Genomic DNA, 18,187 nt, shown 5'->3' on the forward strand with positions numbered 1-18,187 from the left:
AATAGTATATTTATTAATCTCTTCGAATAAAATGTTGCTTTCCGCTACAGGGGTTCGCTTTCCGTGGGGCTCGCGCTGAGCCGCTTCGGCTGCGCCTGCAGGGTCTCAGGCTGTCTCGCTAATCCCACAGGAGTCTCACCCCTTCCACTCCAAGCAACGCATAAAAATTAAATGGAACTTTTCAAAAATCTTTTTGTCGACAAACTGAAGCCTGCAGTTTTTCACTGCAGGCTTGTTTGTTATTGTGCTTCTATTAATCCGTATTTCCCGTCTTTTCGTTTGTAAACGATATTGGTGTTGTTTGTCTCGGCATCTGTATAGACGAAGAAATTATGGCCTAATAAATCCATTTGCAAGATGGCTTCTTCGCTGTCCATTGGTTTTAGATTAAAGCGTTTTTGGCGGACAATTTCTAGATCTTGTTCTTCTTCCTCCACAGCTGGTGCAGTTTCGTAAGAACCAAATAGTTCATTAAGATTTCCTTTTTCTCTATGCTTACGATTTACTTTCGTTTTATGTTTTCTTATTTGTCTTTCTAATTTATCGGAAATTAAATCAATTGCTGCATACATGTCCAAATGATCTTCTTCTGCACGCAACAGCAGCTGGGACATTGGAATCGTAACCTCAACCTTAGACGTTTTGTCATTATACGTTTTTAGGTTTACGTTTACTTGTGCATCTGGTGTTTCAGAAAAGTATCTTTCTAATTTGGATATTTTCTTTTCGACATACTCTCTAATTGCTGGAGTTACCTCAATGTTTTCTCCTCTAATGTTGAAATTCATAAGTTACTCCTCCTTTATAGTTTCCAGTGCAAGTCTTATTTTTTCCTAATGGTAATTAGAAATATACCTATAAGGAATTATTTTGACTATACTATATATTTCTATCATACCCTATCAAAATCCTGCTAAAACGATATGAAATTTCGACAAAATTGTGAACATTTTCAAATTAATTTATAAAGAGCAATCCTAGTATAATGATTCCAGCTAAATTTTATGTAAGAAAATGTTTCAAATTAATTTAGACAGGATATATATACAGCATAAATAAAACGAATAGTTTCTCGGCAAAAAAATTGGCCGTTTTCCTAGTAAAAGAACTAGTTCTTTAAAGGATTTAAATAGGCAGAAGCAGATATAACTAGCATTTTTCTTATCATAAGTTAATGCTATTGTTGTTAAATATCTAGACAACTATTTGCTCTATAAAAAACATTTCGACATAATCTATGAGAAGAAGCCTATATTCCTAACAAAAGATGGAAATGCGAGTATCACTTACTAGGTTTGTGTCGAGATTTATCGAAATTAATCTAAATATTTTTACAATTCAACGTTTTATATTTGCTACAATGAACACAACAAGAAATTAACTTGGAGGTAAAATGAATGAGTGAAAAAATCTTACAAAATCAGCATGAATTAGAATTAAAAGAATTAGAAGAGGAAGAGTACTTTTACAAGCTATGGGAAGACGATCGTTTATAACGAAATAGATCTACTTATTGATAGATAAATTGGGGGAACATTTGCTTATTAAGAGATGTTCTTAAAATTTGAAAAAAATCTGGAAAAATAAGTAACATCTTACTTTCTCTTGAAATTCTAACAAATGAAGATTTGACAACGCATACTGGAGGGATCTATTTTGAATAAAAAATGTATCGCAATGCTTTTGGCTGGCGGAAGAGGGACAAGACTAAAAAAACTAACAGAAGAATTAGCAAAACCCGCAGTACCTTTTGGAGGAAAATATCGTATCGTTGATTTCACTTTAAGCAATTGCCGTAATTCAGGAATAGATACCGTTGGTGTATTAACACAGTATCAGCCACATGTACTGCAAAATTACATTAAAGACGGAAAAGATTGGGATTTAGACAGCAGAGATGGCGGACTTAGCATCCTCCCTCCATACCAATGTGGTACAGAAGAGCGCTGGTATGATGGTACAGCCCATGCTATCTATCAAAATATTTCCTATATTGACCAGTATAATCCGGAATATGTTCTCGTTATCTCTGGTGACCATATTTATAAAATGGATTACAATCTAATGCTACAACAGCATATAAAAACAGGTGCAGATGCAACGATTTCTGTTACGGAAGTGCCATGGGATGAAGCAAGCCGATTCGGTATCATGAATACAGATGCTACTAATAACCGCATCATTGATTTCGAAGAGAAGCCAGCCAACCCACAGTCTAATCTTGCCTCCATGGGTGTCTATATTTTCAAATGGAAAACGCTTAAAAATTATTTACAAAAAGAAGAAAAAAATGAATTATCATCAAAGGACTTTGGGAAAGATATTATTCCTGCCATGCTTACAGATAACCGCAAATTACATGCCTATACGTTTAAAGGGTATTGGAAGGACGTTGGGACAATCGACAGCTTCTGGGAAGCAAATATGGACTTACTATCAAAGGAAAGCAATATCTTTCTAAATGACAAAGACTGGACCGTATTTACCCACGAACAGTGCTTTGCCCCATCCTATATAGAATCTTCCGCTACCGTAAAACGCTCCATTATTAGTGAAGGCTGCGAAATTTATGGAACAGTAGAAAACTCCGTCATCTTCAATGATGTCATTATCGGAAAAGGATCAATCATAAAAGATTCTGTACTTCTTCCTGGAACCGTTATCGGTGAAAATGTCGTGATCGAAAAGAGTGTGACGGCATGTAATGTGATGGTTGAAGATCATAGTATTATTGCTCCAGAAGATGCAGATTCGGAGATTGTATTGATTGGAGAGAGTGTTGAGAATAAGCAGACGCGTGTTGGGTTGTCTAGGGTGATCTAACTGGAACTGGGACAGTGGGGTCAGGTTCCTTGTCCCAGTAGGAGGACTAATATCCACTTTAATGTGGATATTAATCCTCCTTTTTTATGTTATCAACCTTTGCTGAAACTAATATGCTTATTTTGCACGCTGAACAACACTTTTCGATATACCAGTTATCCTTGCAACTTGTCTAATGGTTACCCCTTCTATTTCTTTCATCTTCTTTAATAATTTATCTCTATCTTTTTTATTCATTTGCTGTAGGATAGAACTATTTGGCATTCCTAAACTCCTCATTATTTTCAGCACTTCATGATCGGAAATCTTCAAAGAGTTTTTTACCTCTAAACAGTTATCCTCTCTAAGTTCACAAGAATATTCCTTAAATAATTCTAATGCTTTCTTTTCATCCCAAGAAAATAGTCGAAGAGCCAGTTCGGTATCAACCAAATTAGGTTTATCAATATACTCCCTTATGCTAGTCCATTTACAATCCAAAACACTCTTTGATACACCAGCTTTTAGAGGATTTTGATGAATATACCGAAGCACCGTTAAAAAATATCTCACATCTTCAACGGTCTCACTTTTAAACCGACCTTCAAACAAATGGCCACTTCTTTCATATTTTGCATTATACCAGTGGACATAACTAGAGCTAATTCTCTTCACTACATCTGAAATAGATTCATCCGTTTCTTTACATAAAAGATGAATATGGTTATCCATTAAACAATAACCATATAACTTATACTTACTAATCTCCTTATATCTTTTTAATATTTTTAAGTATTGAATTTTATCTCCGTTATCTTCAAAAATAATTTGTCTATTAATACCTCTTATAATGATGTGATAAATACCATTAACACTCTTTTTTCTTGGATTTCTTGCCAATAAGCACCACCTCTATGCAATAATTAAAATTACTCCTGGAGATTGTTCATTTTAAGGAATGATTGTGGAAGGATTAAACAAGTGGAAAAAGAAAGAGAAAAAGAGAAGAAAAATAACTCTGACTAATTATTTCAACAAAGATAAAGCTAATCCTCTAGCTAAACAGAAAAAAAGTGGGACAAGGAACCTGTCCCCTTGACCCACTACTTGCGTTTATCGTAAAACATCCCATCCGTTTGCAAAGATTGATACGGATTAACATATTTCTGGTTGGATGTTTTTTTGTATTCTAAGCTTCGCAATTCTTTTTGAATCGATTGCTTTTCTTTTTGCAGCAATGCAACCAATTCTTTATCTTGTTGCAGGAGAGCCTGTCCGATTTTCTTTTCGGTTTCTTTAGTTGGTGGCGTAAGTAGTGTCAAGCAAGCCTGCCTCTGATCAAGAAGCTGATTGACTTTCTCCGTATCTACTTCCGCTTCTCCCTTTAAAATCTCCACTAATTCATTCGTAATGGCATAGCATTGCTTTAATGCTTCCATTACGCTTGACCACCTTGACCATATTGCTTTTGACGATTAAGAACAATTGCCTCTTTCCAAGTATCACGGAATTCTGTTACTAAAGATTCCACTTCTTCAATAATGACAATATTATTCTCAATATTTGCCTTGATAAGCTGATGATTCATATAATCATACAACGTCATTAAATTTTGAGAAATCGGAATATCCATATTCAATGTCACCATTAATTCCTTAATGATATTTTGTGATTTTTGGATATTCGTATTGCGAGTTGGAATGTCTTTTTCATTGATTGCTTTTTTGGCCAAGTGTAAAAATTTCAGGCAGCCGTTATAAAGCATTAAAGTCAAATCCCCAGCAGATGCAGTAGTTACTGAATTTTGCTGATAAGATTGATATGGATTAGAAATGGCCATTTTTTAAATCTCCTTTTTATTAAGAACTAAACATACTTGTTAAATACGTAGACTGACTGTTTGCCTTGTTGATTGCTGATTCCATCGCCGTGAAGCGCGCCCAGTAACGAGTTTCAAGAGATTCCAGCTTATCTTCAAAGCGAGTGATTTGACTGTCATAATTATTTAATAATTTACCTAACGTAAAGGTATTATTTACACTAGTAGATTTCCCAGCTTTTGTCGTGATATCAGACATCGCTGTTTTTAAGCTATCTCTTAAGCGACGCGCAATTCCTTGCTCCGAACTTGTTGCTCCATCCTTTTGAAAAAGCTCATAAACAGCGTTTGGATCAGCAGAAATTGCAGCTCTTAGTTTATCTTCATCGATCGTTAGCTTCCCACCATCTAAGTAATTAGAGGTTGTGCTAATCCCAATTTGCGATATTTGTGAATAAGTAGATGTTCCACTCACTGGTGAGCTAAAATTCGAACGCATTTTCGTTAAAACATTCGTTAAAATCGAATCACTTTTCAGTGTACCACTTTTCGCAAGCTTATCCCATTTTTCGATTTCATCCTCTGTCATATCCTCTTTCTGAGTATCTGTTAGAGGGGGATAATCACGGTACTTTGTTTCTGTTGTTTTGGCCCGAATTTTTTCTACTGCTTCATTATATTTATTAACGAATTGTGTTATTGTATCTAAAATACCATCGACATCAGGTGTTGAAGAGAATGTCACTGCTTCTGTTGTTACTTTTTTGGCAGTGAATTCTACACCGTTGATGGTGAAGGTGTTGGATGGACGGGTAATTTCTAACCCATTGTATTCAATTTTAGCGTTAGTTCCTGATGTTCCATATAATTTACCGTCAGGAGCAGTCACTTTATTATTAGAGTTAATTCCTAGAATATTATTAAAAAATTTATTAGGACTAACTCCATCATCAGAAAGAATAATTTCTGGTGAACCGTTAGCCATTTCTCCCGTATTTTTAGCTGTGATGGAAATCTTCTGCGATTTGGTATCAAAAAATGCTGTAACCCCAGAATCTTTATTGATTTTAGCAATGACACTATCTAATGTGTCATCTTTAGTAATGGTAAGTTCATACGGTTTTTCTTGCATGACGCCATCTTTCGTTATGGCACTTATTTTTATGACCTGGTTATCTATGATTCCAAACTCACTTAGTTTCTTAGAAGAGTCTGTAATCTTTGAAGCTGTAAAGCTCTGCATTGTTCCGGCAGTTGCCAATTCCTTAATTTTCATCGACCCAGAAAAATCAATCGTAGAATTTACATTCTTTACAGAAAGAGCATCCGAATTAGAAATAGCAACTGTCTTCTTAATAAAACTAGCTTGCTTTGAAACTCCATTAAAAATAGTATTATCTAAATCTAGCAACAACGAATTCATCTCTCGATAGTCATCTCGCTGCCACTCTGTATATGTCTTTTTCTGATTTATCTTATCTAGTGGTACCCTTTCTGCTGTCATTAACTGCTCAACAAGGGTATCAATATCCATTCCACTAGCCAAACCACCAATTCTTAATACCATCTTAACTCACCTCTTTTAAATCTTTTCATCAATTACTAAGCCCATAAATTCCTTCATTGCTGCATACATATCAAGCATTTTCTTAGAAGGGATCTCACGGATGACCTCTTTCGTATCATCATCAATAACTGTTACATAATAATCATTTAATTTCTCATGAAGTTCAAACTTTAAGGAAGTATAAGATGGATGCATAAAAGCATTCATACTTTCAATCACTTCATTTAGTTGCTCTTTATCTGGTTTTGGACCATAAAGCTGTAATGGAGCATCCATTTTACTATCTAATGTTTTCTCTATACTATTTTCATTTTCCGCTTGTCTAGGTGTGTAAAGATTTTGCTGGGACCCAATCCGTTCTATCATTTACATTATCCCCCTGTGACTACAACTAGAATTTTATATATTTTATATCGGTAAGTTAGAGATATTTTTAAGAGTTAAGGGGAAAGAAATAGATTTTAGGAGAAAACTACTATTCTAAATTATCAATTTACACCACAATATATACAGAACGTATATTCTTATTTATGTAAAGGAGGAAAAAAATATGGACACACTTACAGACATTCAAAGAAATATCTTAATAGCTAGTGTCATTGCTGATGGAGAAATTACAAAAATTCATAAAAATAGTAGACGAAAAAACCATAGTTATCGCGAACATTATGGGAAGGATCAAGAAAACTATCGGAAATGGAAAATCTCTTTTTTTAATGGACTATTATATTTAACACCTATGAGTAATACGGTACACTCAAAATCACTTCCACTGTTCACTAAATTATATCCCTATTTTTATAAACCTAACGGCGTGAAAATTATGCCAATCCCCTTATTTTCTTGCCATCTTATACATGGACGATGGATCTTTATGTATTTCAACAAGAATAAATCACCGAAAGAAATTAATCTATTTGACCCCACATATCTTTTTATATCTTCAGTGTTATCAAAAAGATGAACTAATCTACTTGCAAAGCTTCATTTAAAATACATTCCATCTTTCCTTTCACCTTAGTTCAAGAAAAGATGGAAATGGATATATACTCACAACTACTTCCGTTAGAGAAACTTTTCAATTTATACAAACTATAAATCCTGTAATCTTAGATTGTCACTCCATGTTCTATAAAACATCTTGGAATCACCGCATCCAAATAGAAGCAACTAAATGGAAAAAAGTAAATACCCTACCTATACAATCATAACTACTGATTCAGATCGTTATAGTGCGTATACCAATGAGGAAGTAGACACTTTAATAAAGTTAAAGAAAGAGGGATTAACGATTAAAAAAATTGCATATAGAATAAATCGGAGCTATTGGTCTGTAGTTAATAAGTGGAAGGAATTAAAGAAGGGCTCTAGATAATCTAGAGCCTCTCTTAAATAAGTTAAAATTACTGAAGAAGTTGTAGAACTCCTTGTGGTTGTTGGTTCGCTTGCTTTGCGACTGCCTCTTTCGATGACAGAATAGACTATATCTTCACCCTAAATCTTATAGGGGCTGGGCACTTCGAATAGTATTTACTATCCTACGAGATTCATAACCATAGTTTTCACCTTAGATCGTATTCTCTAGTCGTTGAACCTTCTCCAGAGTTTCCTCCTAGGAGCTTGGCTGCTGATTATCCATTGTTTCATCCTTATCATTTTCAAACCATCACGCCTATCGTTTCCAATTACGCTGTGGTTGATAAAGCTTTAGGAAGTTCCAGCAATTCACCCAGTGATTCTCTTACTCGTTACCAAGTAAGACGCCCTTCTAATCAATTATTGAAGAAGTTGTAATACTCCTTGAGGTAATTGATTGGATTGAGCCAACATAGCTTGTGCTGCTTGAGAAAGAATAGAATTCTTAGTTTGTGCCATCATTTCTTTCGCCATATCAACGTCACGGATACGAGATTCCGCAGCAGTTAAGTTTTCAGAAGAAGTACTTAAGTTGTTGATAGTGTGGTCTAAACGGTTTTGGTTTGCACCAAGTTTAGAACGCTCAGCAGATACTGTATCGATAGCTGTTTGAATGGTTGTAATAGCAGCTGAAGCAGTTGCAGCTGTTGAAACATCTAAGGCTGTTTCTGTTGCAGTATTATTTGTCCCATCAGTTACAGCTAAATCAGAGTTAGTGTTACCTTTAGTAGCAATTCCTAATGCCACAGCTCTCATGTCACTGATTTCTAGAGTTAAGCTTTGGTTTTCATTAGCACCGATTTGGAATTGAAGACCAGCTCCAGCTGCTGTACCTTTAGTAGTTGTTTCTGATAATCCTAAATATGATGCAGTAGCATCAGTTGTAGATGCATCAATCTTGATTGAAGAATCAGATCCAGTAGAACTTGATGTTAATACTAACTTACCATCAACTGCAGATGCAATAGTTGAACCTGCTGCTGTGTTAATTTTTCCAACGATATCAGTTAAGGTATCAGCTGCTGCAATTGTTGCAGTTTTATTTGCACCACCATCTACAGAGAAAACTAAATTCCCAGCATCTCCAGCTACTGCTGCTGCTACTGTAGCTGTACCATTAACTTTTGCAGCTGTTGCTGTTGTTTCAGTAGTTTTTTCACCGTTTAGTAACTTTTGAGTATTGAACTCAGTAGTGTTACCGATACGGTTGATTTCAGATGTTAAAGAGTTCATCTCTTTTTGGATTTCTCCACGATCTGTTTCAGTGTTTGTATCGTTAGATGCTTGTGTTGCTAATTCACGCATACGTTGTAGGATATCAGTAGTTTCGCTTAAAGCACCTTCAGCAGTTTGGATTAAAGAAATTCCGTCTTGAGCGTTTTTAGCTGCTTGGTCTAAACCACGGATTTGACCGCGCATTTTTTCAGAAATTGCTAGACCAGCTGCATCATCAGCTGCGCTGTTGATACGTAGACCAGAAGATAATTTCTCCATTGATTTGCTTTGTGCATTTGTTGCGCTGTTTAACTTGTTGTAAGTGTTAAGAGCTGCGATATTGTGATTGATTCTCATTTTTGTTTTCCTCCTTGAATTTAGGTGTTCACATCCTTGTGAACATGATAGTTTTTATAGGAGTTAGGAAGGTCGGCCGCCCTTCCCTCTCTTACTTTATATATCGTCTTTGCTATTCAAAGTTTAATAGTTTTTTATAGTATTTTTTATTTTTTTATAAAAAATTTTAGAGATTGCTATTTAATAGGGTCTTCAGTAAATAAATAAGCATAGCTTCTATCAGCTACGCCATTTTATCTAATATCTTTCTTATTCAATTCTTTCCTTTAAACAAGTTCATAACTGCTGCAACATCGACTGATGCTTGCTGATTTTCTGCAATTATTTCCTCAAATACTTCTTTCCGATATATTTCTACATTCTTCGGGGCTGAAATACCGATTTTCACTTGTTCTCCTTTTGCTGCAACAACCGTTATTTCGATATCATCGCCAATTTTTATAACCTCACCTTTTTTCCGTGTCAGAACTAACATCGAATCACCCCTTTACCAGTGTTGGTTTATTTTTTTGAAATAATGGGTGCTTTGTGTGGTAATTTGGTTCATTTAAAATGACTTGCTTTGCGATATTCTTCTTACTATTAATGACAACAGGCGCTTGGAGATTTGCCGTTGTTTTTTCAAATGGATCTTGAACAGTTAATATAGAATAAACTTGGATATCTTCTTCTGATTCTAATTCCAATAACTCGACAATATGATCTTCTAATGTAAAATCATACTCCTGAAAAAAGATAAATGGATTGGAAAGCACAAAAGCTAATTGCTGATTTCCAACAGATTGTAAGACAATAAATTGCCCTTCCTCATCAAGGGGTAATAGAACAAATTCCTTTTCTTCAGGAAATCCAGGAATTGCTTGTGGAAATGTAATGACTTCTTTTTCTTTTATTTCTTTCTCACCATGATATTTCGTCGCAATTTTCACTTACATCATTCCTTTATATGTATTGTTCATAGTTTACCCCAATATACTTTAAATTTTCAAAGTCTATCTCTAAAGATGGATACTGTGCTAGTTGGATATTAACCTTTGAAGGCGTGTAATTCATTTCTGGATTGTTTATTTTAGTAGTAATAGTCGCTTTTTTCGGTTCAATCGAAACGTTCACTTCTCCTGGGTCATAATTTATTTGCACACTATTGGGAGAAGGAATCCATCCCAAACCAAATTGCTTTGGGGCGCCTTGACTATTTCTTTTTGCTTGGCTAGCGATTACATTTCCACCATTTTGAATTTGTAACAATTCATCGCGCTCCTGTCCTCTTCTAGCTATCCCTTCCATTACAGCCTGCTTTCCCTCAGCCGCCGCATCTTCAATCATCCGCGGCACACTTTTATAACCAACATCTTCCCTTGCCTTTGTCTGATCAATCGTTAATTGAGACGGTCTTCTTTCAATCGTTAATTCCGCTCTTGGCTGTTCCATCTCCATGTCAGCCTGTTTCTGCCGAATCTCTAACGAGCCCTTATCTACCCACATATCCAAACGCGCCGGAGTTGATTGTAATCTAATTTGCGGAAACATACATTCACATCCTTTTTATTCAAATATTAAAAAGGAGCCAAACCATCAGACCAAAAACAATAGTCAGGCTTGCCTCCTTTCCCTTTTAATTTAAGAAATCAATTAAAGACGTTTGGATTAATCGTGCACCAACTGACAATGCTGCATTATGCACACTTTCCTGAACAGATAAGTCGGTAATTGCCTTTTCCATATCCACATCTTCATTATCAGAAAGAACCTTTGTCGCCATTACTTCCTGTGCATCAATTCTTGCTTCTACCATTTCTAAGCGATTTGACCTTGCACCAAGCTCTGCTCTTTCACTGTTCATCGAACTAAGAACATTATCCAAACGCTCTAATAAATCATCTAATCCTTCAGTATCATTATTATTGAATTTATCTTCAATACCTTGCATCACATCAAACATCTCTTGATTAAATGTGCTTGCGGGACTTACATTTGCTTTCATTGTAATTCCTTGAGAAACTTCAACACCGTAATTATCAATTGCTGGATCATTGATATTAGCTGCAACAGTTGGAGGTGATCCACTCGTCACTAACGGATTCGATACATCTGTACCATGGAAAATATACTTCCCATTAACTTTTGTATTAGCAACATTTATCAAATCATCTTTAAGCTGACCAATTTCTTTTGCAATAGCTGTTCTTTCATCGCCACTATTTGTATCATTCTTACCTTGCAGTAATAATTCACGAACACGATCAAGTCCACTTGTCGCCTGCTCAAGTCCCGCCTCCGAATTATCCATCCATAAATGAAGCTCTGAAAGATTTCGTTTGTACTGTTCGACTTGATTTAAATTTGAACGGAAGTACATTCCTTTCATAGCAACTACTGGATCGTCAGATGGCTTTGTGATTTTTTTACCGGTTGCAACCTGATTATTTAGTTCTGCTAATTTATTATAACTATTGCTGATATTGCGAAGGGAGTTCGCAGATACCATTGATTGTGTAACACGCATTATTTATTCACCTATCTTCCACCGACACCCATGCCGTTAATAATTTTGTCTAACAATTCATCCATTACCGTTACCATTCTTGCAGATGCATTATATGCTTGCTGGAATTGGATCATATTGCTCATTTCTTCATCTAAGGAAACTGTGCTGACACTCATTCGTCTGTTATCAACCGTTTGCTGGAGTGTAGTAGCATTGGCAGTCATTTTATTCGCTTCTTGGGCACTTACTGCCATGCTTCCGATAACTCCTTCAAAATAGTTACGGAAATTAGACTGCTCAGAGTTATTGCCATAATCATAATTATTATTGAAGATTTCCGCTAATTTGCTCACATATGTTGCATCCCCAAGCGTTGGATTAGACGGATCTGCATTCGCAATATTATCTAGGCTATTTTTAATATCTTGTGAAACCGTAATTCTGCTCGCAAAACCGTTACGGTCTGTTATACTTCCATCTTCACTTTCCGAATCAGCAAAGAAAGAAATTGCCTGGTCCCCATCATTTATTTCATTTGGGCTCAAACCTTCTTCATGAATCTTGTTAAACTCTGTAGCAAACGTATAAGCAAGATTATCTAATTCTGTTAACATATCATTATATATTCCTGCTAATTGTCCATTTTCATCCTTATAACCATAGGATTCTACGACACTCTTTAATTTTCCAGTAGAATTGAAATTATTAATATCAATCACTGTATCTCCAATAGAAATCGATTCAACAGCTGTATCATCTGCATTGTGGTTTACTTTTACTTGATGAACCCCATCTTTATCCACTAATGTACCGAGAGCATTTCCACTATCATCCACTAGAGTTACAATCGCTTTTCCTTCTGCTTGTGCTAACGCATTTCCGCCTGAAGCTTCATAGCTAACTTTGATGTTTGCATATTGGGATAATTCATCTAGTATGGTATCTCTTTTATCGTATAAATCATTCGGTAAATAGCCATTTGGCTCGATACTGCCAATTTGCTTATTTACTTGATCAAGCTGTGAAAGCAATGTATTCATGGCTTTTTCCGATACGGCCAATTCATTTTTTGCATCTGCTTTTTGAGCAGAAACAGTTTGATGTAAGTAGCTAAATGTTTCAGTAACTGCAATACCACGTTGACGGACAACAGCACGAGCACCAGCATTTTGAGGGTCAACAGCCATATCTTGAAGTGATTCCCAGAAGGAATCCATCGCTGTAGCTAAACCAGAATCGGAAGGCTCATTCATGATTGTTTCTAAATTGCTTAACGCTGTAGAACGATTTTCCCAGTAGCCTAGCTTGCTGGCCTCTGAACGATATTGTGTATCAAGGAAGGTTTCTCTCACACGTACAACAGAACCTGCTTCCACTCCTGTTCCCATTTGACCTGGTATCTTCGGTGCATTTGTCCCTACAGATGGGAAGCTTTGTGATTGCTGTAAATCAACTCGTTGACGAGTGTAGCCAAGTGTATTCGCATTTGCAATATTATTCCCTGTCGTATATAAAGCACTTTGTTGTGCAGTAAGTCCTCTTCTTGCCGTTTCTAACCCCATAAACGTTGAAGCCATTTTCTTTCCCCCATTATGCCTTAATATTTAAAAAGCTATTTCCTTGTTTTCCAATCGTATTCGTTCGAATATTATTGCCGCTCGGCTTACCGTAATTAATGCTTTTCTGCGTCGGCTTGAATAAATTCAAGGAAATATTGACAAATTGCATGGATTGTTGAAGAAGCTGCTGATTCAATGAATTGGTTTCTTTTAAATCCATGATGATTTCTTTTAGATGATTGGCAACTTCAGAAACATTTGCTGCATCTTGCGGATCAAGATGTTTCACACAATCCATCACAGAAGGATCTGGAACAGCGGCAACAATTCGTTTAGAGATGGTCATCCTTGCTTCTTCTAGCTTTTGAATACTCATAATATGAGCCTGTTCATCCTTCATAATTTGCTGAAGGGCTTCCATATCGCCAACCTTAATAATTTCTGTCTTCTTTTTTGCAACTTCATGTAAACTTTCGTGTAGCTTCACAAGCTTTTCTAACGTCTGCATTAATAATGTCGCTGACATGTTAGCCCTCCTTTTTTATGAATGGATTAGTTTTTGGAATAAAAGTTTAAGATGCTTTTTGCTACATCCTGTGGGTTTACTTCATACGTACCGTTTTGCACTTGTTTCTTTAGCGCATCAATTTTTTCCGTGCGGGCAGCAGAAACTTGAGAAACCTGCTGTAGTTCTTTCGCAGCTGCAGAAATTTCTACTTTATCTGCTCCTTTTGTTCCTTCCGCTTTATTCGATTGCTCGACCTTATTTACTTTTTTATATGGATTAATACCCTGTGTTCCATAATTATTAATTTTCATTGTATATTCCTCGCTTTCTTCCCCGTACAAGTTTTATTCTTATTACTAGTATCGGATGATTAGCGTTTTATTTAAACATTTCCTTCTAATTTTATGAAAATACGCCAAAATGACTACTTTTCAAATCACGTGTATGAATATATTCCTAGAGGGGATTGTAGATTGCGCCGATTGAAATCGGCGCTTTTAATTTATCGTGTAAAATACGTGTTCCTTTTTTCTAACTGTCTTTTTCTTTCTTCTTCTTTCTCCATTACATGCAAGTCATTTTGTATGCCCGTTGTACATGGCTGACAAAGCTTTCCTTCGCGAATAATTGTTCCGCACTTTGCACATGGATATCCAAGGTTAGGAAATTGAGCAAGCTTAATTCTGCCTTTTTTAATAAATTTATAAATCAGTGTTCTTTCTACCCCAGTCGCTTCGACTACTTCATCCATTTGCGCTGTTCGGTTCTGTTTTTTTCGAATAAATTGATAGACCTTTTCAAAATCCGCTTCTTCTTGCTTATAGCATTTCAGACACACATCGCGAATATTATTTAACACATAGATATCTCCACATTGTGGGCAATTCCCTAGTTCTGCCATCCGTAATTCCTCCTCATCTTGCAATCGTAAAAGAAGTGATGGACTTTGCTCCCGCTTCCTTTAATACCTTCGCCGCATTTCTTAACGTCGAACCTGTAGTATATATATCGTCAACAAGGAGAATATCTTGAGCGATTATCTGCTCTTTCTGCTCTAGTGAAAAAAGATTTTCTATCTGCAATCGCTCTTTTCTAGTTTTTTTCGATTGTTTCTCACTATGTAACCGAACAAGACAATTCAAATAAGGTATTTTGGCATAAAAAAGAACGGCCTCCACTTGATTAAAGCCTCTCTCATACAATCGTTCGTCACTTAATGGAATGGGAATCACCACCTTATTTTTCCCTAAATTCTTCGGTAAAAAGGACAAAAATGAAGCTGCAATTCGAAAATCCCCTCTATACTTAAAACGTGCGATTGTTTCCTTCAAAAAATCATTATATAAAAATAACGACTGATTCGATTCCAGTATGCCTTTCCATTCCACTGATTCATCCCATCTTCTACAATCATGACATCTTCCATCTTTAACATGAACTGCATCCAACAAATAGAGCGGACGACCACAAATCCGACAACTTTCTCCCTTAATTACTTCTAACTTCTCCTTACATGCAGTACATAAATAACATTCTGGTTCTTTTGATAAAAGATACGTCCAGTTAAAATCCGGAGTCACAGGCGCTAAGCAAATCACACAAATCATCGGAAAAGCATCCCCCTTTCTCTTGCCTCTTTATTACTCGTCATTATTTGCTTTCGTGCGGAAACCATGCTGTTTGTTTTTCCATAATGAAAAAAAGTAATCATGCCATCAGGAAATTCTTTTTTCCTCCCAACCCTTCCCGCAATCTGTACAAGCGCACTTTCTGTAAAAATTTGATTTTCTGCTCCTAACACTGCAACATCCACATTGGGAAAAGTCACGCCTCTTTCTAAGATGGTTGTTGTAATAAGTAAATCGACTTCTTTCTTACGCATTTTTTGCACCTTTTCTTTTCTCTCTGGATCTTCTGCATGTACAGTTTCTAAGCTGTTTACAATAGATTGTAGAAGCATTTTTACTTTTTCCATATAATGAATTTTCGGGACAAATAATAGCATTGGTTTATTCTGCGTGACTCGTTCTTGAACCCAGTTAATGAGAGGGGCAGGCAGCATATCCTTATTTAATGCTTTTTCCCAATTACCACACCACTGAAGATTCGGAACAGGTAAAGGAAATTGATGAAAGCGTGCAGGTATCGTGACGAATTGAATCTTTTTGTACTTACATTTCTCTTGCCAAGCTTTATCCGGAGTTGCGGTTAAGTAAATAAGCGTAGAATGTTCTTTTCTCGCTTTTTGCACAGCGTACTGAAGCGATTTATCGACAGAATAAGGAAAGGCGTCCATCTCATCCAAAATAACAAGGTCAAATGCATCTTGGAAACGAAAAAGCTGATGCGTTGTGCTTATTGTAAGAGGACTAAAATGATGGCGATCTTCACTGCCACCATAGACAGGCAGAACCTTTATCTCTGGAAAAACCTCCTGTACTCGCGGGGCTAATTCAAGGACAACATCAGTACGAGGAGTCGCAATGCACACTCGTTGATTTTGCCGCAATGCTTTTTCGATTCCCTTGAAAAGAATCTCGGTTTTTCCAGCTCCGCACACAGCCCAGATAAGTAACTCAGATTGCTCTTCAATTATTTCCACCATTCTATCAGAGGCCTCTTGCTGTCCTTGAGAAAGTGTTCCGCTCCATCTTAAAGCAATTTCTGAAGTTTCCTGTGTCAGCTGTGTTCCATTCCAAGTAATTAATGGTGTACATTCACTGATTCTTCCCATCATCATGCAATTGCGACAATACGTGCATTCCTCTTTACATCGTGCACATAGAAAACTTGCAAAAATCTGCTGATTTTCATTGCCACATCGCTTGCAGACATATTTATTGCGCGCATTTTTATCAATCCCCTTCACGTAGGTGCAATATCCATTTTCATAATGTGCTTGGATTTCTTCTTGGGAAAAGGGAATTTCTTCAAATAGTAACGCCTTGCCTTGAAGAGTAGATTGGAGATGTGGATTGAATGGGAAAGTTTCTTTGAGAGGAGGCTTCTTGAGTTGAAGCTGTGGAATATCTGATATTCGGTAAGATTGTGGTGGATTTGTTTTTGTAGGAATTTGCAGATTGTCTTTAAAGTAAAACCGCATTAGTTTCCTCCTAATTTGATTTAAATAGTTTTAAGGAAAAGTGGTGAACAGTCTTTTTCCCTGCTCCAGTTACTTTCAGGTTTAATTTCGCTAGGATTCTTGAAGCAATATAAATAGAATCTATTTGAAGAAATTCTCTAAGTTAAAGAATTGGTGATTTCTTCTCCGAAAAGAAAGTAATAATCTTTTAAAGCCTCTATCATTACTTGATTTTCCTTATGTTTGCACTCGGGGCAATACCAATGTTGCATATGTTTTTTCATCAAAAATTTGTTGCAGTATTCGCATTTCACCCCTAAAATGATATCGGATTTATTAACCTGATACTTTTGCAATATACTGGAATTTAAAGGTGTATGTTTTCTTTTTAAGCATTTGATTAATTTCTTTATAGTTTCTCCGGAAAGAACGAATGGTTGATAAGTGTGCGTTAGTTTTGGAATTAATTCTGGTAGGTATTCTTTATGAATAACGGTGTTTTTAAAAGTTTGAATTTGAGTAGGGGATAAGCGCAAAATTGACTTAGTATTGCTAAACACGACAAGTGGATGAATGGGAATATCGGGGAATTGATTGGTAACTAACCAAGCCTTGAGTTGTCTCGTAAGTCTATTCACTTGAAGAATAGGATCCGGGAAGGCCTCTTTTTCCTTTTCCTCGCCTTTTATTCGAATCATTTGATGCAAATCAGTATCAAAGTATAGTTCACCAACTATGTTTTTCACTTCGAGGATTAACGCAAATTTTGCGTGAAGGATTAAGACATCAATCTGAAAAAAATGCTTGCCATCCCAAAGCCGTATATCATGAAGAATAAAATAGTCCTCGTCTGGTAAAAAACTAAGTGGGAAGTCAACAGCTTTCTCTCCTCTATATCCCGCCAATTTCCATTGATAGTCTTGATTAATCAAAAAAATATTAGGATGATTTGCCTTGATTCTAGAGAGTAAAGCTTCTAACTGGAGCGCTCCATAAGGATATTCAATTGGTTTAACAATCAACTAATCACTTCCTTTACATTTTATATTGCTTTATTCTAGAGCTTGGCGAAAATTCCTGCTTATTTTAGAAAAATGTTGGGGCTATTGAAGAGTTAATTTATTTCTATGCTATTTATACGAGGGTGGAGGGAAATTTTAGTTGTAGCTTTCGTACTTTTACTTGCGACTTTTCCACTTTTATTTGCGACTTCTCCACCTTTACTGGCGACTCCTCCACTTTACTGGCGACTTTCCGACTCTTACTTGCGTCTCTTCACTTTACTTGCAACTTCTCCACTCTTACTTGCGACTCTTCACTTTACTTGCGACTTCTCCACTCTTACTTGCGACTTTCTCACTCTTACTTGCGACT

At 36.2% G+C, this 18,187-nt stretch carries 21 protein-coding genes; 3 read left to right on the forward strand and 18 right to left on the reverse strand.

Annotated elements, in window-relative coordinates; genetic code table 11:
• Positions 1 to 239: 239 nt before the first annotated feature.
• Positions 240 to 788, reverse strand: a complete 549-nt coding sequence (gene hpf, locus RTL21_RS02110) for a ribosome hibernation-promoting factor, HPF/YfiA family (protein WP_312092825.1) — start codon at positions 786 to 788, stop codon at positions 240 to 242.
• Positions 789 to 1,653: 865 nt separating this feature from the next.
• Between hpf and RTL21_RS02115 the strand changes: the two genes are divergently transcribed.
• Positions 1,654 to 2,823, forward strand: coding sequence for a glucose-1-phosphate adenylyltransferase (locus tag RTL21_RS02115; protein WP_312092888.1), 1,170 nt, complete (start codon positions 1,654 to 1,656; stop codon positions 2,821 to 2,823).
• A gap of 117 nt (positions 2,824 to 2,940) precedes the next feature.
• Here the strand turns inward: RTL21_RS02115 and RTL21_RS02120 are convergent, their stop codons facing one another.
• The 5 genes from RTL21_RS02120 to flaG all read right to left on the reverse strand — a co-directional run bounded on the left by RTL21_RS02120 (position 2,941) and on the right by flaG (position 6,554).
• Positions 2,941 to 3,702 carry a transposase gene (locus RTL21_RS02120; protein ID WP_312092827.1) on the reverse strand — a complete coding sequence of 254 codons (762 nt, stop codon included), beginning with the start codon at positions 3,700 to 3,702 and terminating at the stop codon, positions 2,941 to 2,943.
• A gap of 203 nt (positions 3,703 to 3,905) precedes the next feature.
• Entirely contained in the window at positions 3,906 to 4,241 is a 336-nt protein-coding gene (gene fliT, locus RTL21_RS02125) for a flagellar protein FliT (RefSeq protein WP_312092829.1), read from the reverse strand.
• Entirely contained in the window at positions 4,241 to 4,642 is a 402-nt protein-coding gene (fliS, locus tag RTL21_RS02130; RefSeq protein WP_312092831.1) for a flagellar export chaperone FliS, read from the reverse strand. Before fliS ends, fliT begins: the two co-directional genes overlap by 1 nt.
• A gap of 19 nt (positions 4,643 to 4,661) precedes the next feature.
• On the reverse strand, positions 4,662 to 6,188 hold the full coding sequence (locus RTL21_RS02135) for a flagellar hook-associated protein 2 (protein WP_312092833.1): 1,527 nt from the start codon (positions 6,186 to 6,188) through the stop codon (positions 4,662 to 4,664).
• Positions 6,189 to 6,203: 15 nt separating this feature from the next.
• Positions 6,204 to 6,554: a flagellar protein FlaG gene (flaG, locus tag RTL21_RS02140; protein WP_312092835.1), complete on the reverse strand. Its 351-nt coding sequence runs from the start codon at positions 6,552 to 6,554 to the stop codon at positions 6,204 to 6,206.
• A gap of 184 nt (positions 6,555 to 6,738) precedes the next feature.
• Here flaG and RTL21_RS02145 point away from each other — a divergent pair, with 184 nt between their 5' ends.
• Together RTL21_RS02145 and RTL21_RS02150 are read left to right on the forward strand one after the other, a co-directional pair.
• Positions 6,739 to 7,152, forward strand: a complete 414-nt coding sequence (locus RTL21_RS02145; RefSeq protein ID WP_312092837.1) for a hypothetical protein — start codon at positions 6,739 to 6,741, stop codon at positions 7,150 to 7,152.
• Positions 7,153 to 7,362: 210 nt separating this feature from the next.
• A complete protein-coding gene (locus RTL21_RS02150; protein ID WP_312092838.1) occupies positions 7,363 to 7,563 on the forward strand; it encodes a hypothetical protein in 201 nt (66 codons plus the stop codon).
• 401 nt (positions 7,564 to 7,964) lie between these two features.
• Here RTL21_RS02150 and RTL21_RS02155 read toward each other — a convergent pair whose 3' ends face one another.
• From RTL21_RS02155 to RTL21_RS02210, 12 genes are all read right to left on the reverse strand, one after another.
• Positions 7,965 to 9,176 carry a flagellin N-terminal helical domain-containing protein gene (locus tag RTL21_RS02155; protein ID WP_312092840.1) on the reverse strand — a complete coding sequence of 404 codons (1,212 nt, stop codon included), beginning with the start codon at positions 9,174 to 9,176 and terminating at the stop codon, positions 7,965 to 7,967.
• 253 nt (positions 9,177 to 9,429) lie between these two features.
• Positions 9,430 to 9,651 carry a carbon storage regulator CsrA gene (gene csrA / locus RTL21_RS02160; RefSeq protein WP_312092842.1) on the reverse strand — a complete coding sequence of 74 codons (222 nt, stop codon included), beginning with the start codon at positions 9,649 to 9,651 and terminating at the stop codon, positions 9,430 to 9,432.
• Between the two features lie 4 nt (positions 9,652 to 9,655).
• Positions 9,656 to 10,105: a flagellar assembly protein FliW gene (gene fliW / locus RTL21_RS02165; protein ID WP_312092844.1), complete on the reverse strand. Its 450-nt coding sequence runs from the start codon at positions 10,103 to 10,105 to the stop codon at positions 9,656 to 9,658.
• A gap of 13 nt (positions 10,106 to 10,118) precedes the next feature.
• Positions 10,119 to 10,706, reverse strand: a complete 588-nt coding sequence (locus RTL21_RS02170; RefSeq protein ID WP_312092846.1) for a DUF6470 family protein — start codon at positions 10,704 to 10,706, stop codon at positions 10,119 to 10,121.
• An 85-nt stretch (positions 10,707 to 10,791) separates the two neighbouring features.
• A complete protein-coding gene (gene flgL / locus RTL21_RS02175) occupies positions 10,792 to 11,682 on the reverse strand; it encodes a flagellar hook-associated protein FlgL (RefSeq protein WP_312092848.1) in 891 nt (296 codons plus the stop codon).
• A gap of 11 nt (positions 11,683 to 11,693) precedes the next feature.
• Positions 11,694 to 13,241, reverse strand: a complete 1,548-nt coding sequence (flgK, locus tag RTL21_RS02180) for a flagellar hook-associated protein FlgK (RefSeq protein WP_312092850.1) — start codon at positions 13,239 to 13,241, stop codon at positions 11,694 to 11,696.
• Between the two features lie 13 nt (positions 13,242 to 13,254).
• Positions 13,255 to 13,749, reverse strand: coding sequence for a flagellar protein FlgN (locus RTL21_RS02185; RefSeq protein ID WP_312092852.1), 495 nt, complete (start codon positions 13,747 to 13,749; stop codon positions 13,255 to 13,257).
• A gap of 26 nt (positions 13,750 to 13,775) precedes the next feature.
• The gene (gene flgM, locus RTL21_RS02190) at positions 13,776 to 14,042 is read right to left on the reverse strand and encodes a flagellar biosynthesis anti-sigma factor FlgM (RefSeq protein ID WP_312092854.1); all 267 of its coding nucleotides are present in this window, start codon (positions 14,040 to 14,042) and stop codon (positions 13,776 to 13,778) included.
• Between the two features lie 191 nt (positions 14,043 to 14,233).
• Complete coding sequence (locus RTL21_RS02195) at positions 14,234 to 14,632, reverse strand: TIGR03826 family flagellar region protein (protein ID WP_312092856.1); 399 nt, start codon at positions 14,630 to 14,632, stop codon at positions 14,234 to 14,236.
• Between the two features lie 13 nt (positions 14,633 to 14,645).
• Complete coding sequence (locus RTL21_RS02200) at positions 14,646 to 15,338, reverse strand: ComF family protein (RefSeq protein WP_312092858.1); 693 nt, start codon at positions 15,336 to 15,338, stop codon at positions 14,646 to 14,648.
• Positions 15,335 to 16,834 (reverse strand): ATP-dependent helicase ComFA, encoded by a 1,500-nt coding sequence (locus tag RTL21_RS02205; protein ID WP_312092860.1) that lies wholly within the window; start codon positions 16,832 to 16,834, stop codon positions 15,335 to 15,337. Before RTL21_RS02205 ends, RTL21_RS02200 begins: the two co-directional genes overlap by 4 nt.
• 137 nt (positions 16,835 to 16,971) lie before the next feature.
• Positions 16,972 to 17,835, reverse strand: coding sequence for a nuclease-related domain-containing protein (locus tag RTL21_RS02210; protein WP_312092862.1), 864 nt, complete (start codon positions 17,833 to 17,835; stop codon positions 16,972 to 16,974).
• Positions 17,836 to 18,187: the final 352 nt, after the last annotated feature.

The sequence above is a fragment of the Niallia sp. genome (genome assembly GCF_031978665.1).
In the GTDB taxonomy this organism is placed as follows: domain Bacteria; phylum Bacillota; class Bacilli; order Bacillales; family Cytobacillaceae; genus Niallia.